Genomic DNA, 26,968 nt, shown 5'->3' with positions numbered 1-26,968 from the left:
CGGGGGGCAGCGGCGGCGCCGGCGGCGGCGGTGCCGGTGGCGCCGGCGGGGCGGGCAATGCCGGTGGCGGCGGCAGCGGCGCGGCGGCGCCGGGCGCCTCGCAGCCGGGCAACGCGATGTCGCTGGCCACCGCCGCGTCGCAGGCGGAGGCGATGCGGTGAACCTGTCGGAGCTGTTCATCCGCCGTCCGGTGATGACGGTGCTGCTCAACCTGGCCATCGTCGTGGCCGGCGTGCTGGCCTACGGCCGCATCCCGGTGGCGGCGCTGCCCAGCTACAACACGCCGGTCATCAACGTCTCGGCCTCGCTGCCCGGGGCCAGCCCCGAGAACATGGCCACCTCGGTGGCGCTGCCGCTGGAAAAGCAGTTCCAGACCATTCCGGGGCTCAACGTCATCAGCTCCACCAGCACGCTGGGCAACACCTCGGTGACGCTGGAGTTCGACGAGTCGCGCGACATCGACGCCGCCGCCGTGGACGTGCAGGCCGCGCTGCTGCGCGCGCAGCGCCAGCTGCCGCAGGACATGACGCAGCCGCCCTCGTACCGCAAGGTCAACCCCGCCGACGCGCCGGTGCTGCTGCTGGCGCTGACCTCGCCGGCGCTGAGCCTGTCGGACCTCAACGACTACGCCGAGCACCTGATCTCGCCGTCACTGTCCACGCTGCCCGGCGTGGCGCAGGTCAACGTCTTCGGCCAGAAGCGCTTCGCGGTGCGCGTGCGCGTGCTGCCCGACCAGCTCGCCTCGCGCAACATCGGCCTCGACGAGGTCGCCAGCGCGCTGCGCGCGGCCAATGCCAACACGCCCGTGGGCACGCTGGAGGGCCCCAGCCAGACGCTGACGCTGCAGGCCAACCGCCAGCTGCGCAACGCGGCGGAGTTCTCGGAAGTGATCGTCGCCACCCGCAACGGCAACCCGGTGCGGCTGCGCGACGTGGCGCAGGTCCAGGACAGCTTCGAGATTGTCAGGAACTACAACACCTACAACGGCGAGCGCTCGATCACGCTGGCCATCCAGCGCCAGCCCGACGCCAACACCGTGCGCGTGGTGGACGCCGTGCGCGCGGCGCTGCCGGGCTTTCGCGAGCAGCTGCCGCAGTCGGTGCAGATCAATCTCGTCAACGACCGCTCCGTGTCGATCCGCGAGGCGCTGCACGACGTCAACCTCACGCTGCTGGGCACGGTGGCGCTGGTGGTGCTGGTGATCTTCCTGTTCCTGCGCCGCTTCGTCGCCACCGTCATCCCGTCGCTGTCGCTGCCGGTGTCGCTGGTGGGGGCGCTGTCTCTGCTGTGGGGCCTGGGCTACTCGCTGGACAACATCTCGCTGCTGGGCCTGACGCTGGCCGTGGGCCTGGTGGTGGACGACGCCATCGTGATGCTCGAAAACATCATGCGCCACGTCGAGAAGGGGGTGCCGCCGTTCCAGGCGGCGCTGCGCGGCTCGCGCGAGGTGGGCTTCACCATCATCTCGATCTCCACCTCGCTGGTGGCGGTCTTCATCCCGATCTTCTTCATGCCCGGCGTGATCGGGCTGCTGTTCCACGAGTTCGCCGTAGTGGTGTCGCTGGCGATCCTGGTGTCGGCCTTCGTGTCGCTGACCCTCGTGCCCATGCTCGCCAGCCGCTTCCTCTCCGACGAGGCGCACAAGAAGCCCCCGGGACTCGTCGTGCGCGGCTTCGAGCGCGGCTTCGACGCGGTGCTGCGCCTCTACACCCGCACGCTCGACGCCGCGCTGAGGTTCCGCGGCGCGGTGCTGCTGCTGGCGCTGGGCACCTTCGCGGCCACGGCCTGGCTGTTCGTGACCATCCCCAAGGGCTTCTTTCCCGAGGAGGACATCGGCCAGATCACGGTCAGCACCGAGGCGGCGGAGGACATCTCCTTCACGGCCATGGTGGCGCTGCAGGAGCGCGCGGCCGAGGTGTTCCGCCGCGACCCCAACATCGCCAGCGTCAACTCCTTCCTGGGCGGCGGCGGCAACACCGGCAACACCGGGCGGATGTTCATCAACCTCAAGCCGCGCGCCGAGCGCGCGCCGATGAAGCAGGTGATCGAGGGCCTGCGGCGCAAGCTGCGCGAGGTGCCGGGCATCACCGTCTACATGCGCCCGGTGCAGAACCTGCAGCTTGGCGGCCGCTCCAGCAAGGCGCAGTACCAGTACATCCTGCAGAGCGTACAGGCCGGCGAGCTCAACGAGTGGGCCGAGAAGCTGCAGGCGCGGCTGCGCGCCGACGCGCTGTTCCGCGACGTCACCAGCGACGCGCAGCTGCGCGGGCTGCAGGCCTCCCTCTCCATCGACCGCGACCGCGCCAACACGCTGGGCGTGAGCATTGACGCGGTGCGCACCGCGCTCTACAGCGCCTTCGGCGAGCGCCAGGTGTCCACCATCTACACCGCCGCGGACAGCTACCAGGTGATCCTGGAAGCCGCCCCGGAGGCCAAGCAGGAGGAGGCGGACCTCTCGCGCATCTACGTGCGCTCCAGCGCCGGGGGGCTGGTGCCGCTGTCGGCCTTCGCCACCGTGTCGCGCACGGTCGGGCCGATCTCGGTCAACCACGTCGGGCAGCTGCGCGCGGTGACGGTGTCCTTCAACCTCGCGCCGGGCGCGGCGCTGGGCGACGCCACGGCCAACCTGGAGCGCTACCGCGCCGAGATCGGCATGCCCGAGTCGATCATCACGCGCTACGGCGGCGACGCGGCGGTGTTCAAGAGCTCGCAGGGCAGCCAGGCCGTCCTGATCGTGGCGGCGCTGCTGGTGATCTACGTGCTGCTGGGCGTGCTCTACGAGAGCTACATCCACCCGCTGACGATCCTGGCCGGGCTGCCGTCCGCGGCGGTCGGGGCGCTGCTGATGCTCAAGTTCTTCGGGCAGGACCTGACGCTGATTGCCACCATCGGCATCCTGCTGCTCATCGGCATCGTCAAGAAGAACGCGATCATGATGATCGACTTCGCGCTGGACGCGCAGCGCGAGCGCGGCATGAAGCCGCTGGAAGCCATCCGCGAGGCCTGCATCCTGCGCTTCCGGCCGATTATGATGACGACGCTGGCGGCGCTGATGGGCGCGCTGCCGATCGCCATGGGCATCGGCGCCGGCGCCGAGCTGCGCCAGCCGCTGGGCCTGGCGGTGGTGGGCGGGCTGGTGTTCTCGCAGGCGGTGACGCTCTACATCACGCCGGTGATCTACCTGGCGCTGGACCGCTTCAGCGGCAAGGGGCCGATCACGGCGCCGGAGCAGGGCGAGGGGACGCGGCAAGCGCCGGCGACCTGATACGGAACGGACTTGTCCGTCAGACCCACTTCCCCGTGCGCCCTGAGCCTGTCGAAGGGCAGGCGCTCGTCACGCCGCCAGCGGCTCTTCGACCCTGCTCAGGACAGGCTTCGACAAGCTCAGCCCGAACGGGTTTTTTGTCCGGCCGTATGAGTGACGCCGCCACCATGAAAAACGCCGGCTCCCGGGCCGGCGTTTTCACTCGCGTATGAAGCAACTTCAGCGCGGCGCCACCAGCAGCCGCAGCCCCAGGATCAGCATCAGCGCGCCGCTGAAGCGGAACGCGCCGGCGACGGCGCGCGGGTTGCGGCGCAGTGCCTGGCTCAGGCTGCCCGCGACCCAGCCGGCCAGGGCCTGCACGCCGATGCCCACGACGGAGAAGGCCAGGCCCAGCAGCACGGTGTCGCGCGTCGGCGAGGCGCTGGCCGCGGGCACGAACTGGGGCAGGAAGGCCAGGAAGAACAGCGCCAGCTTGGGGTTGAGCAGCGCCGAGAGCGCGCCCTGCAGGAACAGCGCGCGCGTGGGCAGCCGGTCGCCGGCGGCGTGGATGTCGATGCGCGGCGCCGCGCGCCACAGCTGCACGCCCATCCACAGCAGGTAGCACGCGCCCACGACCTTGAGCGCCGTGAAGGCCAGCTCCGAGGTCTGCAGCAGCACCGTGACGCCGAAGGCCGCGAGCAGGGTGTGCGCAGCCAGTCCCAGCGACAGCCCGGCGGCGGAGATGAGCCCCGCCATGCGGCCCTGGGCCAGGGCGCGCGAGACGACGTAGATCATGTCCGGCCCCGGCGTGCAGGCCAGCGCCAGCGACGCGGCCATGAAGAGGCCCCACTGGATGCCCGAATCCATCGCAGGTGTCTCCGGGAGATAGTCAGTGCAGGGTCTCGTCGTGCGGCGCGCCCGGCGGGGGCGCCAGCAGCGCCAGCACGCTGTCGCCGACGCTGCCGGCCTCGATCTCCTCCTCGGTGGCCTCGCGCACGTCGCGCACGCGGATGTGCATCTGCAGCGCGATGCCGGCCAGCGGATGGTTGCCGTCGAGCACGACGTGCTCCGGGTACACCTCGGTGACCATGTAGATGGTGTCGGCGGGCATGCCGGTGGTGGCGCTGCCTTCGGGCAGGCCCTCGAAGGCCATGCCCGGCTCGATCTGGTCCGGGAAGAGCGAGCGCGCCTCGAAGCACACCAGCTCGGGCTTGTAGTCGCCGAAGGCGTGCTCGGGCTCCAGGTGCAGCCAAGCCTCGTGGCCGGTCTCGTGGCCGGCCAGGGCCTCCTCGACCTTGGGCAGCAGGTCCTCGCCGCCAAAAAAGAATTCGACCGGGTCGGCCAGCTCGTCGATGGTCTGGCCCTGGGCGTCGGCCAGCGTCCAGGTGAGGCTGACCACGCAAGGTGCGTTGATGTTCATCGCGGGAATGTGCCACAGCGCGCATGACAATCCCGGGAATGCAGATTGACCAACCCACGACCTTGCTCGGCGGCCTCAGCCCCGCCACCTTCATGCGCCGGCACTGGCAGAAGAAGCCGCTGCTGGTGCGCCAGGCGCTCCCGGGCATCGAGCCGCCCGTCAGCCGCGCCGAGATGTTCGCGCTGGCGCAGCAGGAGGACGTCGAGTCCCGCCTCATCGTCGCCAAGGGCGACGCGTGGAAGCTGCGCCACGGGCCGCTGCCGCGCCAGGCGCTGCCGCCGGTGAAGCAGCCGCGCTGGACGCTGCTGGTGCAGGGCCTGGACCTGCATTCGGACGCCGCTCATGAGCTGCTGTCGCGCTTTCGCTTCGTGCCGCAGGCGCGCCTCGACGACCTGATGATCTCCTGGGCCAGCGAGGGCGGCGGCGTCGGCGCGCACAAGGACAACTACGACGTGTTCCTGATCCAGGTTGCCGGCAAAAGGCGCTGGCGCATCGGGCCGGTCGTGGACGACACGCTGGTCGAAGGCGTGCCGCTGAAGCTGCTGGCCCACTTCGAGCCCCAGGAAGAGCACGTTCTCGAACCCGGGGACCTGCTGTACCTGCCCCCGGGCTGGGGCCACGACGGCGTCGCCGAGGGCGGCGAGTGCATGACCTGCTCGGTGGGCTTTCGCGTGCCCTGCGAGGGCGACCTCGCGCGCGAGCTGCTGCAGCGCCTGCCCGAGCTGATGGACGAGGAAGAGCACGGCCGCCTCTACCGCGACCCGAAGCAGCCCGCCACCGACACGCCGGGGCTGGTGCCGGCGGCGCTGTCGGACTTCGCGCGCCGGGCGCTGGAGCGCGCGCTGCGCGACCCGGCGCTGCTGCAGGCGACGCTGGGCGAGCTGCTGAGCGAGCCGAAGCCCAACGTCTGGTTCGAGCAGGACGAGGCGGTGGACACGGCCGGCGGCGTCACGCTGCACCGGCGCAGCCGGATGATGTACGACGACAAGTTCGTCTTCATCAACGGCGAGTCCTTCCACGCCGGCGGGCGCGACGCGCGGCTCATGCGCCTCCTGGCCGACGCCGGCACGCTCACGGGGCGCGAGGTCGCCGCGCTCAGCGACGGTGCGCGCGAGCTGCTCGACGACTGGGCTGCCGCCGGCTGGGTGCTGCCGCTGCCCGGCTAAGAAGGCACAGCCATTGCCCCATCGCCCGGCGAAGGGGTGTCCGGGTGCGGTCCCGCCGTCGCAGCACAGGGCTGTACCCGGGGTGGTCGTTGCATGACACTGGCAACCCCAACCGGGCGTTGCTGGATGTTTGCGAACGCAAGCGGCTGTTTTTGGCTGTCGGCAACGAGTCCGGCGGGCAGGCACAGAAGTGATGCGTCGTTGCAACGCTCGCACCTTCGCTGGGCGGCGCGCTGGCGTTGTGTAAGTAACTTCCCTAGTGCGCCGGTATAATTTCGCGTTGGACAAGGTTCACAGAAGCGTTCCGCGTCTACGTGAGTCGGGGCTCCGAACACCCCAGCCGATCGGTAATTGTTCGACCAACTTTTCGAATTCGAGGACACACAAATGAACAAGTCGCTCCTGCTGGCTGCTGTCATCGCCGCCGCCGCCCTGACCGCCTGCGGCAAGAAGGAAGAAGCCGCCCCGGCTCCGGCCCCGGCTCCCGCTCCGGTCGCGACCCCGGCTCCCGCCGCCGACGCCGCTGCGTCCGCCGCCTCCGCCGTGGCCGGCGCTGCTGACGCCGCTGCTTCCGCCGCCGCCGGCGCTGCCTCGGCTGCTTCGCAGTAATTCCAGCAAGGCACCTCGAAAAGCCGCCCCGTGGGCGGCTTTTTTTGCGCCCGTTGCGCCCGCAAGGATCGGATCGGCAGGAGAAGAGGGCGCCGGCGCGCTGGTGTGCGCGTGCCGTGGTGGCCGGTGCCGGCGCTCAGTGCAGGTCGAGCCAGCCGCAGCCCAGGGCCGGGTCGGCCACGACGATGTCGCGCTCGGTGGTGTCCAGCGCCGCGGCCAGCGCCTGGGCGGCAAGCTCGGGCCGGTTGTTCTGCTTGCTCAGGTGCGCCGCCACCACGTGGCGCAGGCCGCCGTGGTGCAGCCGGCGCAGCAGCGCGGCCGCGGCGCCGTTTTCCAGGTGGCCGAAGCGCCCGCCGACGCGGCGCTTGAGCACCCAGGGATAGGGCCCAGACAGCAGCATCTCGCGGTCGTGGTTGGCCTCCAGCAGCAGCGCGCCGCAGCCGGCCAGGGCCTGCGCGACATCTTCCGTCACCTCGCCCAGGTCGGTGAGCAGGCCCAGGTGGTGCTGGCCGTCGTGCACGCGCAGCTGCAGCGGCTCGCGCGCGTCGTGCGGCACGGCAAAGGGTTTCAGTTGCAGGGCACCGACGTCGAGCGTGTCGCCGCAGGCCAGCAGGTGCAGCGCCGCGGGCGCCTCGTCCTGGCGCAGCGCGGACCAGGTGCCCGCGCTCATGCACAGCCGCACGCCGTGGCGGCGCGCCAGCGTCAGCGCGCAGCCGACGTGGTCGCCGTGCTCGTGCGTGACGAAAACGGCGTCGATGCCGTCCGGCGCCACGCCGCGCACGGCCAGGCGCCGGGTGAGCTCGCGCAGCGAGAAGCCGCAGTCCACCAGCAGCCGCGTGGGCCGGGCCGGGTCGCCGGCCTCGACCAGCGTGGCGTTGCCCGAGCTGCCGCTGCCCAGGCTGCTGAAGCGCATCACGCGGAGATCACGCCAGAGGTGTACCGGGGGAGAGGCCGGCTTACTTCAGGTCGTCGAGCAGCGCCTGCACGATGCGCTGCGCCACGGCGCCGCTGGCGGGCTGGCCCTGCGCGTTCTGCACCGACACGGTGCTGGCGTTGCCCTCGGACTTGACGGCGACGCGGTAGCGGTCGGTGGTGGCACGCGTCTCCTCGCGGCCGAAGAGCCTGCCGAAGAAGCCCGGCTTCTCGGCGCTGGCTTCCTTGGGATCGACGTAGCGCACGTAGTACAGCCCGCTGGTGCGGTCGCGGTCCTCGACGGTGAAGCCGCTGCGGTCCAGCGCCACGCCGACGCGGCGCCACGCGCGCTCGAAGCCGTCGTCCACCTGCAGCGCGGCGCCGTCGCCGGCGATGGCGCGCGCACGCGGCGCCTGCACCGAGGCCTGCGCCACGGCGGCACGGGCCACTTCCTCCTTGCTGCCGAGCTTGACCAGCAGCCGGCTGAGGAACTCGGCCTCCAGGCCCGGATCGCTGGCGCGGGGCGCCCACCGGGTCTGGTCGCGCATCTGGCTGACGAACACCTCCTCCATGCCGCGGTGCGCGATGGTGACCTCCGTGCCGCGCGCGGTGCGCTCCACGCGGGTGCGGAACATGTCGCGCTCGCTGGTGGACCAGGCGCCCTCGAAGATCTTGCCGATGGAGCGGCGGATGAAGTCCTGCGGGATCTTGGCGCGGTTCTCGGCCCACTCGGTCTCGATCACGCCGGTCTGCGCGTTCTCGTTGGCGATGTTGAAGCCGCGCTCCTGCCAGAACTCCAGCAGCCGGGGCCAGAGCGCTTCGGGCGGGATCGAGGTCACGAGCCAGCGCTCGTTGCCCGCGCGCTCGATGCGCGCGTCGCCGAGTGCCTGCGGCGCCACCGCGGCGGTGGCGGGCTGCGCGCCCGGGGCGGCGCTGGCGGCCGGCGTGGCCGCGCCGGGCTGCTGGAAGGCGGCGGCGCTGACCGGGCCGTTCTGCGGCTGGTAGCGCTGCTGGTCGCGGGCCAGCTGCGTCAGGTCCGGCGGCACTTCCAGCGGCGCGGTCTTGTTGGCCTGGCTGCGGTAGTCCAGCTTGTCGCCGGAGAGCGTGTTTTCGATGGTGGAGCAGCCGGCGAATCCAAGGGCCAGCACCAGCGCGGACGGGACGACGAGACGATTCATTTCAGGCATCGCAAAAGCCGCCGCCGCGCGGCGGACGGGAAACGGGACAGGCGCGAAGAGCGGCGGACCGGAGCAGCGCGTGGACTCAGAGCAGGCCGCTGTCGCGCAGCGCCTGCTCCAGCAGCGGCTGGGCGGCTTCGGACAGCGGGGTCAGCGGCAGGCGCAGCGCCGGACCGCAGCGGCCCAGGCGTGCCAGCGCCCATTTCACGGGGATGGGGTTGGGTTCGACGAAGAGCTGCTTGTGCAGCGGCAGCAGCTGCATGTGCAGCTCGACGGCGCGGCGGGCGTCGCCGGTCATCGCGGCCTTGCACAGCTCGGCCATGGCGCGCGGCGCGACGTTGGCCGTGACGCTGACGTTGCCGTGGCCGCCGGCGAGCATCAGCGCGAAGGCGGTGGGGTCGTCGCCGGAGTAGATGCTGAAGCCCTGCGGCGCCTGCTTGATGAGCCAGGTGGCGCGGTCGATGTTGCCGGTGGCTTCCTTGATGCCGACGATGCCGGGCACCTGCGCCAGGCGCAGCACGGTGTCGTGCGCCATATCGGCCACGGTGCGGCCGGGCACGTTGTAGAGCACCACGGGGATGTCCACGGCTTCGGCGATGGCGCGGAAGTGGCGGTAGATGCCTTCCTGCGTCGGCTTGTTGTAGTAGGGCACCACCTGCAGCGTGCAGTCGGCGCCGACCTTGCGGGCGAACTCCGACAGCTCGATGGCCTCGCGCGTGGAGTTGGCGCCGGCGCCGGCCATGATCGGCACGCGGCCCGCGGCCTGCTCGACGGCCACGCGGATGATCTCGCAGTGCTCCTCCACCGACACCGTGGGCGACTCGCCCGTGGTGCCCACCACGCCGATGCAGTCGGTGCCTTCGGCGATGTGCCAGTCGATGAGGCTGCGCAGCGCGGCGTAGTCCACGCTGCCATCGTCATGCAGGGGCGTGACCAGGGCGACGATGCTTCCGGTGATCGGTTTCATGGGGGAGGGAGATGCCTTTAATCAGGTGATTCTAGCCGCCCCCTTCCGGGTGACCCCCGTCCGGGGGCTACAGCGGATGGCGTGGCGGCGCGGCATCCGCCACGCCCGGCGCGCCTGGGGCCTCGCGCACGGCGGCGATGCGCTGCACGAAGCGCGGCGGCGCGTCGAGGAAGCCGTCCTCAAAGGCGACCACGCGCAGCCCGCGCGCGGCGTCGAGCAGCTCGCCCGGGCGCAGCAGGAAGTCCGGGCTGCGCGGCCGGCCCACCGTCTCGTTGCCCACGGCAAAGGTCTCGTAGAGCAGCACGCCGCCGTCTTCGAGGCTGTCGAGCAGGCGCGGCAACAGCGGGCGCCACAGGTAGTTGGTCACCACCACGGCGCCGAAGCGCTCGTCCAGCAGCGGCCAGGGGCCGTTCTCGATGTCGGCCACGACCACGCGCGCCAGGCCGCGCAGCGGCGCCACGGCGTCCGTGTCGCGGTCCAGCGCCACCGCCTCGAAGCCGTGCTGCAGGAACCAGTGCACGTGGCGGCCGCCGCCGCAGGCCACGTCCAGCACGGTGCAGCCCGGGCGCAGCAGCGGCGTGAAGCGGCGGATCCAGGGCGAGGCGGCGTCGGCGGGGGAGGAACCAGGGTGCATGGCGGCGGGAAGGTCGTGGTTGTCCGGGGGGTAATGGCAGCAGCGCGCCGTGGCGGCGGCCGGGCGTGTCGGCTCAGAAGCAGCTCCAGAGCTGGTTGGCGAGGCTGAAGGCCAACGCCGGCTGCAGGTAGGCGGCGAAGACCAGCGCCAGCGCCGCCGCGGCCGCGGTCCAGGCCAGCAGCCGCTTGAGGCGGGCGTTCGGCGGCGGCATGGCGCGGGGCCCGCTCAGGCGGAAGCCGGCACGGGCCGGGCCACGGGCTGCTCGCGCACCGGCTGGTTCACGAGTGCCGCGAACACGCCCAGCGCCACCGCGATCCACCACACCACGTCGTAGCTGCCGGTGGCATCGAACAGCCTGCCGCCCAGCCACACGCCCAGGAACGAGCCGAGCTGGTGGCTCAGGAACACGAAGCCGCCCAGCATCGAGAGGTGGCGCACGCCGAAGATCTGCGCGATCAGGGCATTGGTCGGCGGCACCGTGGACAGCCACAGCACGCCCATCACCGAGGCGAAGACGTAGACACTCATCGGCGTCAGCGGCAGCGACACGAAGAGCGTGATGGCCAGCGCGCGCAGCGCGTAGATGGCCGAGAGGATGTGGCGCTTGGCCAGGCGCTGGCCCAGCACGCCGGCGCCGTAGGTGCCCAGCACGTTGAACAGGCCGATGAGCGCCAGCGCCGTGGTGGCCACCTGCGGCTCCAGCCCGCGGTCCTTGAGGTAGCTGGGCAGGTGCACGCCGATGAACACCACCTGGAAGCCGCACACGAAGTAGCCCGCGGTCAGCAGCCGGAACGAGCGCGACCCGAAAGCTTCCTTCAGCGCCGCGCCCACGCCCTGTTGCGGCAGCCCGCTGGCGGCGGCCACCGCCCGCGGCTCGCGCAGGCCCAGCGCCAGCGGCGCGATCACCAGCGCCAGGGCGCCGAGCACGAACAGTGCGTTCTGCCAGCCCAGGGCGCCGATGAGGCCGTTTTCCACCGGCACCATCAGGAACTGGCCGAAGGAGCCCGCGGCGGCCGCCACGCCCATGGCCCAGCTGCGCTTCTCGGGGGCGACCTGGCGTCCGATCACGCCGTAGATCACGGCGTAGGTGGTGCCCGACTGCGCCATGCCGATGAGCAGCCCGGCGCTGGCGGTGAAGCCGGTGGTGGTGGCCGACAGCGCCATCAGCGCCAGCCCCAGCGCGTAGGCCAGCGCCCCGGCCACCAGCACGCGGAAGGCGCCGAAGCGGTCGGCGAGCATGCCGGCAAAGGGGCCGGCCAGGCCCCAGGCCAGGTTCTGCACCGCCAGCGCGAAGGCGAAGGCCTCGCGCGTCCAGCCGCGGTCGGTCGTCACCGGCTGCAGCCACAGCCCGAAGCCGTGGCGGATGCCCATCGACAGCGTGACGATGGCGGCGCCGCACAGCAGCACCTGGGTCATGGAAAGGCGGGTCGGGGGGCTGCTGCGCGAATTCATCGCGTGACTGTAACCAGCGCCGCGGCGCGCCCGGCCCGCGCCGGGTGAGCGGCGGCGCTGGTGTCAGAGCAGGAAGTCGTTCACCGCCATCGCGGTGCGTCCGCCCAGCAGCGTGACCGCGATCTCGAACTCCGCTGCCGTGTCGGCATTGGTGCTGCCGTAGAGCACGCCGCCGGCATAGCGCAGCTGGCCGGTGGCATTGGCGCCGAAGGCGCTGCTGCCGATGAACGTGAAGGCCTGGTCGCCAGCCAGCGTCGCGTTGGCGTCGATGCCACGCAGGTCCACCAGGTCGCCCACGGCGAAGTCGCTGATGACGTCACGCAAGGCGGCGCTGCCCTTGCCGGTGTCGGTGGCCGCATTGAAGACGAAGCGGTCGTTGCCTGCGCCGCCCACGAGCGTGTCGGCGCCGGTGCCGCCGGTGAGCACGTCGGCGTCGGCGCCGCCGTCCAGCGAGTCGTTGCCAGCGCCGCCCAGGAGCGAGTCGTTGCCGCCCAGGCCGAAGAGCCTGTTGGCGCCGGCGTTGCCGGTGAGGACGTTGGCGGCGGTGCTGCCGATGGCGTTGAGCGCGGTGGCACTGCCCAGCGTCAGGTTCTCGATGCCGGCGAAGGCCTTGGCGGCGGACAGGCCGGTGACGGTGCCGCCGAGGGAATAGGTGGCCGCGCCCGCGATCTGGATCACGACGGTGTCGGCATCGGCGGGGCTGCCGCCGATGAGGCTTTCCGAGACCACGTCGCCCAGTGCGTCCACGAGGTACGTGTCCGAGCCGCTGCCGCCCAGCAGGGTGTCGTTGCCGGTGCCGCCGTCCAGGGTGTCGTTGCCGGAGCCGCTGGAGAGGCGGTCGTTGCCGCCCAGGCCCTGCAGCACTTCGCTGCTGGCATAGCCGTAGTCGATGACCGTGATGCGATTGGCCAGCAGGTTGCCGCTGCCCGTGAAGTTGGCCGGGCCGCCGTCGTGCGAGATGTCCAGGTTCTCGACGTTGGCCGAGAGCGTGTAGGCGCTCATGCCGCCCTGGGTGGTGAAGCTCACGCGGTCGTAGAGGCCGCCGTTGACCTCCTCGACCACGATGTCGCCCGGTGCGGACACCAGGTAGTAGTCATTGCCAGCGCCGCCGACCATGCTGTCGGCGCCCCATTCGCCGTTGAGCAGGTCGTCGCCGGCGCCGCCCAGCAGGGTGTCGTTGCCGCCGCCGCCGTGCAGTTCGTCGTTGCCGTTGCCGCCGTCGAGCAGGTCGGCGCCGCCGAATTGCGGTGTCTCGGAGTAGTAGAAGTCGCCGTATAGGGAGTCGTTGCCGTCGAGGCCGCGCACGGTGTCGTTGCCCATGGCTGCATCGACGTCATCGCTGCCCGCGGTACCGGTGATGCTGTCGTGACCCGACAGCAGGTAGTCGAAACCACCCCAGTCCCAGTCGCTGGATTCAATGGCGTCGAACAGGCCCTGGAGGCTCAGCGACAGCGCCGAAGTGGACTGCACCTGCAGCCGGTCCACGGACGTGCCGCTGCTGGTGTCGATCTCGTAAGCCTTGGCCGACGTGATCGTGCCGCTGAACGTGACGCCGTTGGTCGCAAAGCCGCTGCCGCCAATGACCACCTTCATGTCCCCGTTCTCGAACACGAGCTGGGTGGAGGTGAAGACCGTCACGTCCCACTGCGTACCTTCACCAAAGCTGAAGGGATCCGTCGGGCTGAACAAGGAGAAGTTGGCCATGATGCTGAGTGAGTGGAGAAGTTCGGGTGGCGTGCGGCAGCACGTCAGTCAAGGGAAAAAAACAAGTGTCACGTTTGAAACGTGACTGTCTATTGTCAGCGTCTCGGTGCACTGCCCATGTGACGACTTCGTCTTCGTGGCCGGGAAGCAGGCTCGCAAGCTGGATGTCTGTATAAATACACAGTATTCGGGTTCTTCCCCGGCGACCCGGTGGGGGCTACCTACAATCTGCCCATGGCAACCCGAAGCACGACTCCCGCCGCCGGTTATGGCGAAGGCTCGATCCGCGTCCTGAAAGGGCTGGAGCCCGTCAAGCAGCGGCCGGGCATGTACACCCGCACCGACAACCCGCTGCACGTGGTGCAGGAAGTGATCGACAACGCCGCCGACGAGGCGCTGGCCGGCCACGGCCGACGCATCGCCGTCACGCTGCATGCCGACGCCTCCGTGTCGGTGGAAGACGACGGCCGCGGCATTCCCTTCGGGCTGCATCCCGAGGAGGGCGTGCCGGTGCTGGAGATCGTCTTCACGCGGCTGCACGCCGGCGGCAAGTTCGACAAGGGCGCCGGCGGCGCCTACAGCTTCTCCGGCGGCCTGCACGGCGTGGGCGTGAGCGTGACCAACGCGCTGGCCACGCGGCTGCAGGTGGAGGTCTGGCGCGAAGGCAAGGCCGCCACGCTGGCCTTCGGCGGCGGCGACGTGATCGAGCCGCTGGTGGTGCGCAAGGCCGGCAGCGGCGAGCGCAAGAGCGGCACGCGCGTGCGCGTGTGGCCGGACGCGAAGTACTTCGAGAGCGCGGAGCTGCCGCGCAATGAGCTCATCCACCTGCTGCGCAGCAAGGCCGTGCTCATGCCCGGCGTGAGCGTGACGCTGCACGTGGAGAAGAGCGGCGAGACGCTGGAGTGGCTCTACAAGGGCGGCCTGCGCGACTACCTGCAGCAGAGCCTGCCGGCTGACGCGCTGATCCCGCTGTTCGAGGGCGAGCGCTACGCCACCGCCTCCGAGACCGAGAACTTCGCCGAGGGCGAGGGCGCCGCCTGGTGCGTGGCCTTCACGGAAGAGGGCGGCACGCTGCGCGAGAGCTACGTCAACCTGATCCCGACGGTGGCCGGCGGCACGCACGAGGCGGGCCTCAAGGACGGCCTGTTCAACGCGGTGAAGGGCTTCGTCGAGATGCACGGGCTGCAGCCCAAGGGCGTGAAGCTCATGCCCGAAGACGTGTTCTCGCGCGCGAGCTTCGTGCTGTCGGCCAAGGTGCTGGACCCGCAGTTCCAGGGGCAGACCAAGGAGCGCTTGAACTCGCGCGACGCGCTGCGGCTGGTGACGGCCTTCGTGCGCCCGGCGCTGGAGCTGTGGCTCAACCAGCACGTGGAGCACGGCAAGAAGCTCGCGGAGCTGGTCATCAAGCAGGCGCAGACGCGCCAGCGCGCGGCGCAGAAGGTCGAGAAGAAGAAGGGTTCCGGCGTGGCGGTGCTGCCCGGGAAGCTCACCGATTGCGAGAGCCGCGACCTCACGCTCAATGAGCTGTTCCTGGTCGAGGGCGACAGCGCCGGCGGCAGCGCCAAGATGGGCCGCGACAAGGAGACGCAGGCGATCCTGCCGCTGCGCGGCAAGGTGCTCAACGCCTGGGAAGTCGAGCGCGACCTGCTGTTCAAGAACAACGAGATCCACGACATCGCCGTGGCGGTGGGCGTGGACCCGCACGGCCCCAACGACAACCCCGACCTCTCCGGGCTGCGCTACGGCAAGGTGTGCATCCTGTCCGACGCGGACGTGGACGGCTCGCACATCCAGGTGCTGCTGCTCACGCTGTTCTTCCGCCATTTCCCCAGGCTCATCGAGGCCGGGCACGTGTTCGTGGCCAAGCCGCCCCTCTTCCGCATCGACGCGCCGGCGCGCGGCAAGAAGCCCGCGGCCAAGCTCTACGCGCTCGACGAGGGTGAGCTCGAAGCGATGCTCGACAAGCTGCGCAAGGAAGGCGCGCGCGAGGGCTCGTGGGCCATCAGCCGCTTCAAGGGCCTGGGCGAGATGAGCGCGGCGCAGCTGTGGGAAACCACCCTCAATCCGGACACGCGCCGGCTGCTGCCCGTGGCCTTCGGCCAGCTCGACTTCGCCGCCACCACCCAGTGGCTGACCAAGCTCATGGGCAAGGGCGAGGCGGCGGCGCGGCGCGAGCTGATGGAACTGCACGGCGACGCGGTGGAAGTGGACGTCTGACACAACCCGGTCATCAAGCCTGGATATACACTGTGTTTTGTATATCCGGCGCTTTGGAGGCGTGATGCAGGTATCGAAATGGGGCAACAGCCTGGCGGTACGGCTGCCGGCCGCTGTGGTCGAGGCACTTGGCCTGAAGGAGGGCGACGACATCGACATCGAGGTCGTGGGTGCACGGCAGTTCGAAGTGCGCCGCTCCGCGGATGTCGAAGAAGTGCTGCAGCGCCTGCGCGCTTACCGGGGTCGCCTGCCGGCGGATTTCAAGTTCGACCGCCTGGAAGCCAACGAGCGTGGGGAGTGATGAGGCAGACCAAGGCACAAGCCTTTCTCGATACCAACGTGCTGCTCTACGCCTTTTCTGCTGACTCCTCCAAGGCCGAGAAGGCGGAAGCCCTGCTGGCACGCGGTGGCGTGGTCGGGCTGCAGGTGCTCAACGAATTCGCCAGCGTTGCGCGCCGCAAGATGCGCCTGGCCTGGCCTGAGATCGAAGACGTGCTGTCGCTGGTGAGACGGCGCTGCAGCGTCCGTCCGCTGACGCTGCAGGTGCACGAGCAGGCCCTGAAGCTGGCATCGCGCTACGGCTTCTCCTGGTACGACGCGCTGGTGGTGGCGGCGGCACTGGAGGCGAGCTGTGCCGAGCTGCTGAGCGAGGATCTGCACGACGGCTTGGTAGTGGAAGGCACGCTGCGCATCCGCAATCCCTTCAAGGACGACATGGCGCCCATTCCTGGCTGAGTGCTCGGAACTCGGAAGGCGTCAATGCAAATGGCCGGCGCTATGCCGGCCGACGAAAAGACCAACATGGACCAAAGCACCCTTGATTTCCAAGGCGGCGACGACGGCAACTCGGCCGCGGGCGACGCCATCACGCTGGCGCACTACGCGCAGCAGGCTTACCTGGAGTACGCGCTCAGCGTGGTCAAGGGCCGCGCGCTGCCCGACGTGTGCGACGGCCAGAAGCCGGTGCAGCGCCGCATCCTGTACGCGATGCAGCGCATGGGGCTGTCGTTCACGACGGCCGCGGGGCCGAAGCCGGTCAAGAGCGCGCGCGTGGTCGGCGACGTGCTGGGCCGCTACCACCCGCACGGCGACACCGCGGCCTACGACGCGCTGGTGCGCATGGCGCAGGACTTCTCCCAGCGCTACCCGCTCATCGACGGGCAGGGCAACTTCGGCAGCCGCGACGGCGACGGCGCAGCGGCCATGCGCTACACCGAGGCGCGCCTGGCACCCATCACGCGGCTGCTGCTCGACGAGATCGACGAGGGCACCGTCGCCTTCGTGCCCAACTACGACGGCTCCACCGCCGAGCCGAAGCAGTTGCCGGCGCGGCTGCCCTTCGTGCTGCTCAACGGTGCCTCGGGCATCGCCGTGGGCCTGGCCACCGAGGTGCCCAGCCACAACCTGCGCGAGGTGGCGGCCGCGGCCGTGGCGCTGATCAGGAACGAGGCGCTGCCCGACGACGACCTCTTCACGCTGCTGCCGGGCCCGGACTTTCCCGGCGGCGGCCAGATCATCAGCAGCCCGGCCGAGATCCGCGACGCCTACGCGTCGGGCCGCGGCAGCCTCAAGGTGCGCGCGCGCTGGAAGATCGAGGACCTCGCGCGCGGGCAGTGGCAGGTCGTCGTCACCGAGCTGCCCCCGGGCGCCAGCGCGCAGAAGGTGCTGGAGGAGATCGAGGAGCTGACCAACCCCAAGGTCAAGGCCGGCAAGAAGACGCTCTCGGCCGAGCAGCTGCAGCTCAAGCAGACGCTGCTGGGCGTGCTCGACACGGTGCGCGACGAGTCCAGCAAGGATGCGCCGGTGCGGCTGGTGTTCGAGCCCAAGAGCCGCACCGTCTCGCAGCAGGAATTCATGACGGTGCTGCTGGCGCACACCAGCCTCGAAGGCAACGCGCCGATGAACCTGACCATGGTCGGCGCCGACGGCCGGCCCACGCAGAAGAGCCTGCGCCAGGTGCTGCTGGAGTGGATCGGCTTCCGGCTGGACACGGTGCAGAAGCGCACGCGGCACCGGCTGGCCAAGGTGCTCGACCGCATCCACGTGCTGGAAGGGCGGCAGCTGGTGCTGCTCAACATCGACGAGGTCATCCGCATCATCCGCAACGCCGAGGAGCCCAAGCCGGCGCTGATCGAGCGCTTCAAGCTGAGCGACCGGCAGGCCGAGGACATCCTCGAGATCCGGCTGCGCCAGCTGGCGCGGCTGGAGGCGATCAAGATCGAGCAGGAACTCAAGGTATTGCGCGCCGAGCAGGAGAAGCTGGAGAACATCCTGGCCACGCCGGCGGCGCTCAAGCGTACCGTGGTCAAGGAGATCGAGGCCGACGCCAAGGCCTTCGGCGACGACCGGCGCACGCTGATCCAGGCCGACAAGCGCGCCAGCGTCGAGCTCAAGGTGGCCGACGAGCCGGTGACGGTGGTGGTCAGCCTCAAGGGCTGGGTGCGGGCGCTCAAGGGGCACGAGATCGACGCCGCCACGCTGGCCTTCAAGGCCGGGGACTCGCTCTACGGCATCTTCCCGTGCCGCAGCGTGGACACGCTGCTGGTGTTCGGCAGCGCGGCCAAGGGCAGCGGACGGGTGTACTCGGTGGCGGTTTCGGCGCTGCCGGGCGGGCGCGGCGACGGCGTGCCCATCACCAGCCTGATCGAGCTGGAGCCGGGCACGCAGCCGGCGCACTACTTCGCCGGCGGCGCCGCCACCACGCTGCTGCTGGCGCACACCGGCGGCTTCGGGTTGATGGCGCGGGTGAGCGACCTGCAGGGGCGCAACCGCGCGGGCAAGGCCTTCCTGACGCTGGAGGACGGCGAGCACCTGCTGCCGCCGGCGGTGGTGCAGCCCAGCCATAAACAGGTCGCCTGCCTGACGCTGGACGGGCGGCTGCTGGTGTTCGCGCGCGAGGAGCTCAAGCTGCAGCCCGGCGGCGGGCGCGGGCTGATCCTGATGGAAGTCGATGCCAGGGAGCCGCTGCTGTCGGCGACCACCTTCGGCGAGGCGCTGACGGTGCTGGGCCAGGGCCGCGGCGGCAAGGCCAAGGAGGAGACGCTGCGCTGGGCCGGCGTGTCGTCCTATCAGGGCAAGCGCGCCAAGCGCGGGCGCAAGGTCGAGGGCTTTCCCAAGCCGCTGCGCGTGGTGGCGGCCTGAGGCCGCGCGGCGTGCCGGTGCGCGCCGCCCCGTGGCGTGCACCGGCGTGAATTCCTTGACACAGGCCGGTGCGGCCTGGGCAGATCCGTGACCTACAGTGTCAGCTGCGAAAAAATCTGCGGCTTCCGGCCCGATCCATGGATCCCCAATTCCTCTACCAGGATGCCTTCTCCCGCAACATTGGCTGGGTGACGCGTGCCGAGCAGGCCGTGCTGCGCGGCAAGCGCATCGCCATCGCCGGCATGGGCGGCGTCGGCGGCGTGCACCTGCTGACGCTGGCGCGGCTGGGCATCGGCAGCTTCCGCATCGCCGACTTCGACGTCTTCGACGTCGTGAACTTCAACCGCCAGGTCGGCGCGACCATGAGCACGCTGAACCAGCCCAAGGCCGAGGTGCTCAAGGCCATGGCGCTGGACATCAACCCGGAGCTCGACATCCAGGCCTTCGGCGGCGGCGTGAACCGGGACAACGTCGATGCCTTCTTCGACGGGGTCGATCTGTACGTGGACGGGCTGGACTTCTTCGCCTTCTCCGCGCGTCAGATGGCCTTCCACGCCTGCCACGAGCGCCGCATCCCGGCCGTCACCGCGGCGCCGCTGGGCATGGGCTCGGCGGTGCTGAGCTTCCTGCCCGGGCAGATGAGCTTCGAGGAGTACTTCGGCTGGGGCGACCACGACGAGGACGAGAAGGCGCTGCGCTTCCTGGTCGGCCTGTCGCCGGCGGGGCTGCACAGCCGCTACCTGGTGGACCCGACCACGCTGAACCTGGCCGAGCGGCGCGGGCCTTCGACCATCATCGGCTGCCAGCTGGCCGCCGGCATGGCGGCCGCCGAGGCCGCCAAGATCCTGCTGGGCCGCGGCAAGGTGTGGGCCGCGCCGTACGGGCTGCACTTCGATGCCTACCTCAACCGCCACGTGCGCACCTGGCGCCCGGGCGGGCACCGGCATCCGCTGCAGCGCCTGGCCCTGTCCATCGGACGCCGCCGCATCGCGGCCTTGAAGGTGCAGCATGCCCTCTGACATCGATCTTCGCGCCATCCTGGACCTGGCCCGCTGGGCGCCCAGCGGCGACAACACGCAGCCCTGGCGCTTCGAGCTGGCCGGCCAGGGCCACGTGGTGGTGCACGGCTTCGACACGCGCGAGCACTGCGTCTACGACCTCGACGGCCACGCCAGCGAGCTGTCGCTGGGCGCGCTGCTGGAGACCATGGCGATCGCCGCCAGCGCCCAGGGCGCCTCGATGCAGGCCACGCGCCGCGCCGACGCGCCGGTGGGCCGGCCCGTCTTCGACGTGCGCTTCGCGCCCGATGCGCAGGTGCGCCCCGATGCGCTGATCGCCAGCATTGACAAGCGCAGCGTGCAGCGCCGGCCCATGGCCACGCGGCGGCTCACGGTGCAGGAGAAGCAGGCGCTGGAAGCGGCCGCGGCGCCGCACTGCCGCGTCGTCTGGCGCGAGGATTTCAGCCAGCGCCTGGAGTCCGCCCGGCTGCTCAGCACCTTCGCCAAGGTGCGGCTGACCATGCCCGAGGCCTATCCCACGCACCGCGACATCATCGAGTGGGACGCGCGCTTCAGCATCGACCGCGTGCCCGACCAGGCCCTGGGCGTGGACCGCATGACGGCGAAGATGATGCGCTTCGTGCTGGGCAGCTGGGAGCGGGTGCGCTTCTTCAACCGCTGGCTGGCCGGCACGGTGGCGCCGCGCATCCAGATGGACCTGATTCCCGGCCTGGCCTGCGCCGCGCATTTCGCGCTGGTGGCGAAGCAGGAGCCGGTGACCATCGACGACTACGTCGCGGCCGGCCGCACCGTGCAGCGCTTCTGGCTCACGGTGACGCAGCTAGGGCTGAACCTGCAGCCGGCGGTGACGCCGCTGATCTTCGCGCGCTACCTGCGCGAGCGGCGCGCGTTCACGGCGCAGCCGGGCGTGTCGGCCGAGGCCACGCGGGCGGTGAAGCGCATGGGCGAGCTGCTGGGCGCCTCGACGCTGCAGGCGACGGTGTTCATGGGCCGCGTCGGCGCCGGGCCGGCGCCGGCCAGCCGCTCGCTGCGGCTGCCGCTGCAGCGGCTCGAAGTCCAGGGCAACAATCCAACCCAGCCCGCCGCGCCGTCGCTGGCGCGGGAGCCGACCCGGGTGGGCTGAGCCCTGCCGCCGGCAGCCCCCGTGCCGGCGCGCGCCGGCCAGGCGGTGAAGGAAAAAGGCGCCGGACGGGTTGTCCCGTCCGGCGCCTTTTCACTGGCGAGGCGCCGCGTCAGCGCGGCGCTTCAGCCAAGGGCTGGAGGCTTCAGGCCTTCTTGTTGCGGCGACGGCCGAAGGTCGTCACGCCCAGGCCGCCCATGGCCAGGCCGACCAGCGCCAGGCTGCCCGGCTCCGGCACGGCCAGGAACTCGAACGACGAGTCGACCTTCAGCTTCAGGCCGGAGGCCGTTGCCGTGCCGTCCCACATGTTGGCCGGGTTGAACGCGGGCGGGATGTTGGTGGTGCCGGTGATGCGGAAGCCGTAGATGTTGTTCGTCTTGATGTCCAGCAGCGTGTCGTTGACATAGTCGAACACGAAGGTCAGGTCGAACGAGCCCGTGCCGACGGTGCCGGCGGCCGCGAAGCTGGAGATGTTCTTGGTGATGTGGCCCGATGCCATCAGCACGCCGCCGCCTGAGCCGTTGTAGCCGGTGGCGGTGTTGGGGTTGGCCTTGGACTGATCGCCGTTGTTGTACGTGTCGTAGTACCAGGCGAACTGCTGCTTGCCGGCTGTGGTGGGGTCGATGTCGATGGTCTGCTGGGCCGGCAGGCCGAAGTCGGCTTTCGCGAACTGGCCGCTGGTCTGGTTGGTCACCAGCTCCGTCAGCTTGATCACCTGGGTGATCTCGCGGCCAACGGTGCCGATGCCGAAGTCGTTGAGGACCGGATCGCCCTGGTAGTTCATGGTCGACAGGCGCATCTGGCCGACCAGGCCGGTTTCGTAAGGCGCGTTCGGAGGAACGTTCTTGTTCGCGATGAAGCCCGTCGCCAGCGCCGTGTCGGTGTTGTTGGTCCAGAGGTCGGTGTAGACCACGGAGCCGCCGTTCTTCGGATCGAGGAAGCCGATCGCCGGGCCGGCCATGGCGCCGGTGGAGCAGGCCAGCGTGCCGAGTGCTGCGGCGGCCGGCAGAGCCTTCTTAAGAATGTTGTTGAGCATGTTTCCCTCTCATTGGTTGTTCGTTGGCCAGGAGGCCTTGAAGCCTCTTCAACTGCACCGGCCAGGATGGGACCAACGAATTTCCTGCCGACGCCGCATACGAAGCAGGAACCGGGCCAACAGCTTCATGCTCAATAAAATCAAGGACTTGGCTGAGAAAACGGGCTTGCATCAAGTGCCGCAGCGAGCAGCTGTAAAGAACTCCGACACTCGCTGACAGCTATGCCGACACCGGGTCGCTGCGGTGCTTGATCAGCCGCGCCGGCACGCCGCCCCAGATTTCGTTGGGGCCGATGCGCGTGCCCTTGTTGACCACGGCCCCGGCCGAGACGATGGCGCCGTTGCCGATGTGCACGCCCGACATCACCACCGCCATGGAGCCGATGGTCACCTCGTGGCCGATCACGATGGCATCCAGGCTGAAGCGCGAGCCCTCGATGGCGTGCGAGAACAGCACCGCGTTGTGGCCGATGATGCAGTTGTCGCCGATGCGCGTGAGCGGCGGGTCGAGCAGCGCACCGGCGCTGTACGTGTTGCGGCCGAGCCTGGCGCCCAGCGCCAGGTAGACCAGGCGCAGCAGCGGCACCGGGATGAAGTTGGTGCGGATGAGGCTGTTGAACAGCAGCAGGTAAAACAGGATGTTGACCTGCGCGGCGAACTCGGCGCGCGAGCCCTCGGGCAACTCGCCCTCGCTGAGCGGGCACAGCCGCAGGAACAGCCTGTAGACCGCGAAGGCGCAGGCGTAGAAGAACAGCACGGTGCACAGCGCCAGCACGATGCCGCGCAGGTCGCCCGCGGGCAGCACGGCCGCCAGGCCCAGGCTCAGCGCGGCGGTGCCGGCCACGGTCACCCCGAGCAGGGACATGAAGCAGGTGATCTGGCGTGGAGAGATTTGTCGCATGGCGGGGTCAGGACCGGTTCGTCGAAAGGCTCAGAGGGCGGCGTCGCAGGCGGAGCGCACCACGCCCGGTACGAGTTGCGCGAAGGTCTCGGGGGCTTGGCGTGCGGCCAGCACCGTGGCGAGCTCGCGCGCGCGGCCGGCGCACGACGGATCGCCCAGCAGGGCCTGGAGCCGGCGGCCGAAGTCTTGCGGCTGGAACCGGTCGGCGCGCATGAGTGAGCCGGCGCCCGCGCGCACGATGGCGGCCATGTTCATGAACTGGTCCATGTTCGACGCGATGGCCAGCACCGGCACGCCGGCGCTGAGCGCCTGCAGGCTGGTCGGGCTGCCGCCGTTGCACACCACCACGCTGGAGCGGGCCGCGGCTTCGGTGCCCGGCAGGTAATCGGCCACGAAGACGTTGTCGGCGCGCGGCAGGGTCACCTTGGCCCCCGCGGTGGCCACCATCGCCACCACCGGTTGAGCAGCGAGGCACTGCACGACCCGGGGCAGCAGCGAGGCCATGCCCGAGCTGCCCAGCGTGACGTAGACCAGCGGCCGGTCGGCGGGCAACGTGGACCACCACGCCGGCAGCGTGGCCGGCGGCGACCACAGGATCGGGCCCAGGTGGTGATGGTTGTCCGGCTGGCCCCGGGTCGGGAACAGCGCCGGCACGTCGGCGTAGAGCACGTGGTCGGCGTCGGTGTAGATGTGGCGCAGGCTTGGCAGCGCCGGCAGGCCGGCCTGCGCGCGCAGCAGGTTCAGCGGCCGGCAGTGCGCGCCCATGGCCAGCGGCGCGAACGTCGCGAACATGCGCCGCGCCAGGCCCAGCGGCAGCCAGCGCGTCCAGGGCAGCACCGGCAGCGGCATCTCGGGGTCGGCGGTGTAGGGACTCCAGTAGGTGTTGCTCAGGGCGGCGTAGGGAATGCGTGCCTGCCGGGCGCTCACCGACAGCGACAGCCGGAAGTCGCCGACGACCAGGTCCGGCTGGAAGCCCTGCATCAGGCGCCGGTCTTCCTCGGCATAGCGCTGCAGCGTGGCCAGGTCGTAGACGGGACTGCCCTTGGCCAGCGCGGCCATGAAGCGCTCGCTGCTGATGCTGTGCAGCGGAATATGTTGCAGCCCCTCGCTCTGCACGAAGCGCCGGTAGCGTTCATCGCAGGCCACCCGCACGTCGTAGCGTTCAGGATCGAGCGCCTTGGCCAGCACGATCGGGCGCGCGACATGAGCCAGCGTCACCGCTTCGGCGAAAAACAGGACGCGCCGCCGGGGTGACACGGGCTGTTTCAATTGGGCAGCAGAGTCAAAAAAAAGGCCGGTACTTCCGGCCTGCTGAGTGATTTCCAAGTCATGCCCCCATTGCAAGATGCCAAATCGCCATGAACCAGACGACGGCGCACAGCAGCAATGACAGGAAAACGGCAGCGCTGGCCAAATCTTTAGCCCGCTTGGAGAGGTCATGCAGCTCCAGCGAGACCCGGTCGATGGCAGCTTCAATGCCGGAATTGAGCAGCTCGACGATGAGCACCAGCAGCACGCTGCCCAGCAGCAGTGCGGTTTCGGCCCAGGTGCGTCCCAGCCACAGCGCCAGCGGCACCAGCACGGCGGCCAGCCAGACCTCCTGGCGAAACGCCGCTTCGCCGCGGTAGGCGATCCGCAGGCCGTCGAGCGAGTGGCGGGTGGCGCGCAGCACCCGGTTCAGCCCGGTGCGGCCCTTGTAAGGGTTGGTCATCGACACGATTGTGCCCGCGCCCTCGCAGGTGTCGGGGGCGGCCATCAGCGCTTGCGCGGCGCGGGGCGCCAGACGACGAGTTGGGTGCCGCAGAGCCGGTCATGACAGTACTGGCGCCGCGGCTGCAGCAGCGCCAGCAGCGCGTAGGCCAGCATGCCGACGGCCAGCAGGCCGAAGATGGCAGCGCTGGATTGCAGCCGTGCCAGCCAGGCCGTCACCAGGGCCGGCACGAACCACAACCAGCTGGCCAGGTAGCGGCACAGCGCGCGCCTGCGCGACACGGGCTGGCCTTGAGCGTCGAGCAGCCGGATGTGCCAGGTCTTCATCGCCACCGTCTGGCCGCCATGCGTCCAGAACCAGACGAAATACAGGCCCAGCACGACGAACAGGAAGGCTTGCAGGCCGTGCTGTCCCTGCAGCGCATGCCGCTGCTGCGTCACGCCGGCGTAGAGCAGGCCGGCGATCATGAGCACGCCGAACAGCAGGACACCTTCGTAGAGCATGCACGCCAGGCGGCGCCGCAGGGGAGGGGTCTGCAGCGCGGCGGGAGCGGCCGCCGTCACGGGCGGCTTGCCGCCGGGGGAGCAGCCGGTTCGGTGACGGTGGCGGCGGCTTGCACGCCGCGCTTGGGCAGAAGGGTGTTCTTGTCCACGAAAGTCGGAGTCGCCGCCATCTTGGGCAGGCCGGGTTGCTGGTGCAGCGGCGGCGCGGGCGCGCGCGTGACGCTGGTGGTCGTGGCGCCGGGCGCCACCTGCATCAGCGTCGGTCCGACAGGCTTGAGCACGGGTGGCGCGCTGGGCACGCGCACGATGGTGGATTTTGTGCCCGGTTCGGTGGCCGATGCGGCACCGCGCCCCGCCGCAGGCACGGCCCGCTGGGCTAATTCACGCTTTTCCTCGGGCGGCAGTGCCTGGTAGGCCTCCCAGCCGGCCTGGCGCTCCTGCGGGCTCATCTGGCGCGTCTCCAGGAACTGCACCCGGGCCCGGCCACGCTCTTCGGGCGTCATGCGCGCCCACTCGGCCATGCGTTCCTGCACCCGCTGCTGCTCCTCGGCCGACATGCGCGGAAAACGCATGGCGATCTCCAGCCACTTGCGCTGGCGCAACGGGTCGATGCGGCCCCATTCGCGCTGCAGCGGCGCCAGCGTCGCGCGCTGCGCGGGCGTCAGCGAAGTCCAGGCGGAGGAGCGTTCCGCGCCCGGCGCGGCTGCGCGCGGCGGCATGGAAGCTGAGGCCGCCCCCGGCGTTGCCGACGGCACCGGCTGGGCCAGGCACGCCGCAGCGGGCAGGGCCAGGAGCAAGAGGTGCCAGCGGCAGGGGCTCATCGGGGAGGGCAGGTTCAGGAGTGTCAAAAGAAGGGTCAGCCGCCCTGCTGCTTGCGCAGGAACTCGTAGAAGCCCGGGTCGCTGTAGGCGGCCGGCGGCAGGTCGTCGGTGAGCAGCTCGGCATCGATCTGCACCGCCGCCTCGATCTGGGCATGCGTCTGGTTCCAGTGGATCAGCGTCAGCCCGCCCAGCAGCACGGCCAGGGGCAGCGCCGTGGCCATGGCCCGCTGCCACCAGCCGCTGTGCTGCTGCCCGGCGCCGCCGCCCAGGGCCAGCGTCGAGCCCAGCGCCTGCACGTCCGACGCCATGGCGGCTGCCTTGCGGCGCACGCGCGCGCGCTCCAGCGCCTGCTGGCGTGCGAAGCGCAGCCGCTCTTCGATGGAGTGAGGCTGGCGGGCCGCCTGTTCGCTCAGGCGCGCCGTCACGCGCAACGCAAAGCGCGCTTCGAGCGCCTGGGCGTCAAGCGAAGATGAAAAGGTTCGGGGGTCGTTCATGGCGCAATTCCCTTGGCACGCAGAGCCTTGGCCAACGCATGTACTGCCCGGGAGCAGTGCGTCTTGACACTGCCCTCGGAGCAGCCCATGACCGTCGCGGTCTCGGCGACATCGAGCTCCTCCCAGTAACGCAACAGAAACGCTTCGCGTTGACGCGCGGGCAGCTGCGCCACCTCCTGCTCGATGGCCTGCAGCATCTGCGTGCGCGAGGCCTCGGCGTCCGCGCCCTCGGCGCCCAGGCTGCCGTCCTGCGTCTCCAGCATCTCCAGCAGGTCGAAGTCCTCGTCGCCGCCGTTGCCCTCGAAGTTGGAGAAGTTCGACTCCACCGCCGAGCGCACCTTGCGGCGGCGGAACCAGTCCATGGTGGCGTTGGAGAGGATGCGCTGGAACAGCAGCGGCAGCTCCGCCGCGGGCCGGTCCGCGTACTTCTCCGCCAGCCGGATCATGGCGTCCTGCACGATGTCGAGCGCTGCATCGTCGTCGCGGACGGTGTAGGCGGTGCGCTTGAAGGCGCGCTTCTCGATGCTGGCGAGGAAGTCGGAAAGTTCTTTGTCGGAGGCCAAGACTGGAGGGGCCGGCGGCGGCAAAACGCGCGCGATTATGCCCGGCGCGTCACGGCCTTGAGCCGCCCGTCAAGACCCTGACGCAGCGGTGATGCCATAATCACGGGTTCGCACAACGCTATCTTGGTCTCAAGCCGCCGCCCGATCCCGGGTGTC

At 70.2% G+C, this 26,968-nt stretch carries 26 protein-coding genes; 9 read left to right on the top strand and 17 right to left on the bottom strand.

Annotation, left to right across the window (positions count from 1 at the left end; translation table 11 throughout):
• The first annotated feature begins 157 nt into the window (after nucleotides 1-157).
• Complete coding sequence (locus tag FJ694_RS06065; protein ID WP_157265212.1) at nucleotides 158-3,265, top strand: efflux RND transporter permease subunit; 3,108 nt, start codon at nucleotides 158-160, stop codon at nucleotides 3,263-3,265.
• 219 nt (nucleotides 3,266-3,484) lie between these two features.
• Here FJ694_RS06065 and FJ694_RS06060 read toward each other — a convergent pair whose 3' ends face one another.
• Together FJ694_RS06060 and FJ694_RS06055 are read right to left on the bottom strand one after the other, a co-directional pair.
• A complete protein-coding gene (locus FJ694_RS06060) occupies nucleotides 3,485-4,111 on the bottom strand; it encodes a LysE family translocator (protein ID WP_157265211.1) in 627 nt (208 codons plus the stop codon).
• Between the two features lie 22 nt (nucleotides 4,112-4,133).
• Nucleotides 4,134-4,664: an FKBP-type peptidyl-prolyl cis-trans isomerase gene (locus FJ694_RS06055; RefSeq protein ID WP_157265210.1), complete on the bottom strand. Its 531-nt coding sequence runs from the start codon at nucleotides 4,662-4,664 to the stop codon at nucleotides 4,134-4,136.
• A gap of 38 nt (nucleotides 4,665-4,702) precedes the next feature.
• Between FJ694_RS06055 and FJ694_RS06050 the strand changes: the two genes are divergently transcribed.
• Nucleotides 4,703-5,830: a JmjC domain-containing protein gene (locus tag FJ694_RS06050; RefSeq protein WP_157265209.1), complete on the top strand. Its 1,128-nt coding sequence runs from the start codon at nucleotides 4,703-4,705 to the stop codon at nucleotides 5,828-5,830.
• 387 nt (nucleotides 5,831-6,217) lie between these two features.
• Nucleotides 6,218-6,439: a hypothetical protein gene (locus tag FJ694_RS06045; RefSeq protein WP_157265208.1), complete on the top strand. Its 222-nt coding sequence runs from the start codon at nucleotides 6,218-6,220 to the stop codon at nucleotides 6,437-6,439.
• A gap of 136 nt (nucleotides 6,440-6,575) precedes the next feature.
• Here the strand turns inward: FJ694_RS06045 and FJ694_RS06040 are convergent, their stop codons facing one another.
• The 7 genes from FJ694_RS06040 to FJ694_RS37755 form a co-directional block, all read right to left on the bottom strand.
• The gene (locus FJ694_RS06040; protein WP_157265207.1) at nucleotides 6,576-7,352 is read right to left on the bottom strand and encodes an MBL fold metallo-hydrolase; all 777 of its coding nucleotides are present in this window, start codon (nucleotides 7,350-7,352) and stop codon (nucleotides 6,576-6,578) included.
• Nucleotides 7,353-7,395: 43 nt separating this feature from the next.
• Nucleotides 7,396-8,529 carry an NlpB/DapX family lipoprotein gene (bamC, locus tag FJ694_RS06035; protein ID WP_375140201.1) on the bottom strand — a complete coding sequence of 378 codons (1,134 nt, stop codon included), beginning with the start codon at nucleotides 8,527-8,529 and terminating at the stop codon, nucleotides 7,396-7,398.
• Between the two features lie 85 nt (nucleotides 8,530-8,614).
• The gene (dapA, locus tag FJ694_RS06030) at nucleotides 8,615-9,496 is read right to left on the bottom strand and encodes a 4-hydroxy-tetrahydrodipicolinate synthase (protein ID WP_157265205.1); all 882 of its coding nucleotides are present in this window, start codon (nucleotides 9,494-9,496) and stop codon (nucleotides 8,615-8,617) included.
• 67 nt (nucleotides 9,497-9,563) lie between these two features.
• Complete coding sequence (locus tag FJ694_RS06025) at nucleotides 9,564-10,130, bottom strand: class I SAM-dependent methyltransferase (protein WP_157265204.1); 567 nt, start codon at nucleotides 10,128-10,130, stop codon at nucleotides 9,564-9,566.
• Nucleotides 10,131-10,203: 73 nt separating this feature from the next.
• Complete coding sequence (locus FJ694_RS36640; RefSeq protein ID WP_198320730.1) at nucleotides 10,204-10,341, bottom strand: hypothetical protein; 138 nt, start codon at nucleotides 10,339-10,341, stop codon at nucleotides 10,204-10,206.
• A gap of 14 nt (nucleotides 10,342-10,355) precedes the next feature.
• Nucleotides 10,356-11,582, bottom strand: a complete 1,227-nt coding sequence (locus FJ694_RS06020; protein ID WP_157265203.1) for an MFS transporter — start codon at nucleotides 11,580-11,582, stop codon at nucleotides 10,356-10,358.
• A gap of 63 nt (nucleotides 11,583-11,645) precedes the next feature.
• Nucleotides 11,646-13,220, bottom strand: a complete 1,575-nt coding sequence (locus FJ694_RS37755; RefSeq protein WP_310735032.1) for a calcium-binding protein — start codon at nucleotides 13,218-13,220, stop codon at nucleotides 11,646-11,648.
• A gap of 300 nt (nucleotides 13,221-13,520) precedes the next feature.
• Here FJ694_RS37755 and FJ694_RS06010 point away from each other — a divergent pair, with 300 nt between their 5' ends.
• The 6 genes from FJ694_RS06010 to FJ694_RS05985 all read left to right on the top strand — a co-directional run bounded on the left by FJ694_RS06010 (nucleotide 13,521) and on the right by FJ694_RS05985 (nucleotide 20,786).
• Complete coding sequence (locus FJ694_RS06010) at nucleotides 13,521-15,503, top strand: DNA topoisomerase IV subunit B (protein WP_157265201.1); 1,983 nt, start codon at nucleotides 13,521-13,523, stop codon at nucleotides 15,501-15,503.
• 64 nt (nucleotides 15,504-15,567) lie between these two features.
• On the top strand, nucleotides 15,568-15,804 hold the full coding sequence (locus FJ694_RS06005) for an AbrB/MazE/SpoVT family DNA-binding domain-containing protein (protein WP_157265200.1): 237 nt from the start codon (nucleotides 15,568-15,570) through the stop codon (nucleotides 15,802-15,804).
• Complete coding sequence (locus tag FJ694_RS06000; RefSeq protein ID WP_157265199.1) at nucleotides 15,804-16,238, top strand: PIN domain-containing protein; 435 nt, start codon at nucleotides 15,804-15,806, stop codon at nucleotides 16,236-16,238. The genes FJ694_RS06005 and FJ694_RS06000 overlap by 1 nt, the downstream gene beginning before the upstream one ends.
• 66 nt (nucleotides 16,239-16,304) lie before the next feature.
• Complete coding sequence (gene parC / locus FJ694_RS05995; RefSeq protein WP_157265198.1) at nucleotides 16,305-18,644, top strand: DNA topoisomerase IV subunit A; 2,340 nt, start codon at nucleotides 16,305-16,307, stop codon at nucleotides 18,642-18,644.
• A gap of 137 nt (nucleotides 18,645-18,781) precedes the next feature.
• Complete coding sequence (locus tag FJ694_RS05990) at nucleotides 18,782-19,663, top strand: ThiF family adenylyltransferase (protein ID WP_157265197.1); 882 nt, start codon at nucleotides 18,782-18,784, stop codon at nucleotides 19,661-19,663.
• Nucleotides 19,653-20,786: a nitroreductase family protein gene (locus tag FJ694_RS05985; RefSeq protein WP_157265196.1), complete on the top strand. Its 1,134-nt coding sequence runs from the start codon at nucleotides 19,653-19,655 to the stop codon at nucleotides 20,784-20,786. Before FJ694_RS05990 ends, FJ694_RS05985 begins: the two co-directional genes overlap by 11 nt.
• 142 nt (nucleotides 20,787-20,928) lie before the next feature.
• On the opposite strand, the gene FJ694_RS05980 is transcribed toward FJ694_RS05985, so the two are convergent.
• The 8 genes from FJ694_RS05980 to FJ694_RS05945 all read right to left on the bottom strand — a co-directional run bounded on the left by FJ694_RS05980 (nucleotide 20,929) and on the right by FJ694_RS05945 (nucleotide 26,812).
• A complete protein-coding gene (locus tag FJ694_RS05980) occupies nucleotides 20,929-21,819 on the bottom strand; it encodes a PEP-CTERM sorting domain-containing protein (RefSeq protein WP_157265195.1) in 891 nt (296 codons plus the stop codon).
• A 220-nt stretch (nucleotides 21,820-22,039) separates the two neighbouring features.
• Nucleotides 22,040-22,684 (bottom strand): DapH/DapD/GlmU-related protein, encoded by a 645-nt coding sequence (locus FJ694_RS05975; protein WP_232539913.1) that lies wholly within the window; start codon nucleotides 22,682-22,684, stop codon nucleotides 22,040-22,042.
• Nucleotides 22,685-22,750: 66 nt separating this feature from the next.
• Nucleotides 22,751-23,977: a glycosyltransferase gene (locus FJ694_RS05970; protein WP_157265193.1), complete on the bottom strand. Its 1,227-nt coding sequence runs from the start codon at nucleotides 23,975-23,977 to the stop codon at nucleotides 22,751-22,753.
• A gap of 70 nt (nucleotides 23,978-24,047) precedes the next feature.
• The gene (locus FJ694_RS05965; RefSeq protein ID WP_157265221.1) at nucleotides 24,048-24,431 is read right to left on the bottom strand and encodes a diacylglycerol kinase; all 384 of its coding nucleotides are present in this window, start codon (nucleotides 24,429-24,431) and stop codon (nucleotides 24,048-24,050) included.
• 44 nt (nucleotides 24,432-24,475) lie between these two features.
• Nucleotides 24,476-24,994, bottom strand: a complete 519-nt coding sequence (locus tag FJ694_RS05960; RefSeq protein WP_232539912.1) for an RDD family protein — start codon at nucleotides 24,992-24,994, stop codon at nucleotides 24,476-24,478.
• Nucleotides 24,991-25,653, bottom strand: a complete 663-nt coding sequence (locus FJ694_RS05955; protein WP_157265192.1) for a DUF3106 domain-containing protein — start codon at nucleotides 25,651-25,653, stop codon at nucleotides 24,991-24,993. The genes FJ694_RS05960 and FJ694_RS05955 overlap by 4 nt, the downstream gene beginning before the upstream one ends.
• A gap of 137 nt (nucleotides 25,654-25,790) precedes the next feature.
• A complete protein-coding gene (locus FJ694_RS05950) occupies nucleotides 25,791-26,249 on the bottom strand; it encodes a DUF3619 family protein (protein ID WP_157265191.1) in 459 nt (152 codons plus the stop codon).
• Nucleotides 26,246-26,812 (bottom strand): RNA polymerase sigma factor, encoded by a 567-nt coding sequence (locus FJ694_RS05945; protein ID WP_157265190.1) that lies wholly within the window; start codon nucleotides 26,810-26,812, stop codon nucleotides 26,246-26,248. The genes FJ694_RS05950 and FJ694_RS05945 overlap by 4 nt, the downstream gene beginning before the upstream one ends.
• Nucleotides 26,813-26,968 lie beyond the last annotated feature (156 nt).

This window comes from Azohydromonas aeria (assembly GCF_009760915.1).
Classification (GTDB): Bacteria; Pseudomonadota; Gammaproteobacteria; order Burkholderiales; family Burkholderiaceae_C; genus Azohydromonas; species Azohydromonas aeria.
Note: the sequence above shows the minus strand (reverse complement) of the source record. Positions and strands in the feature narration are given on the sequence as shown.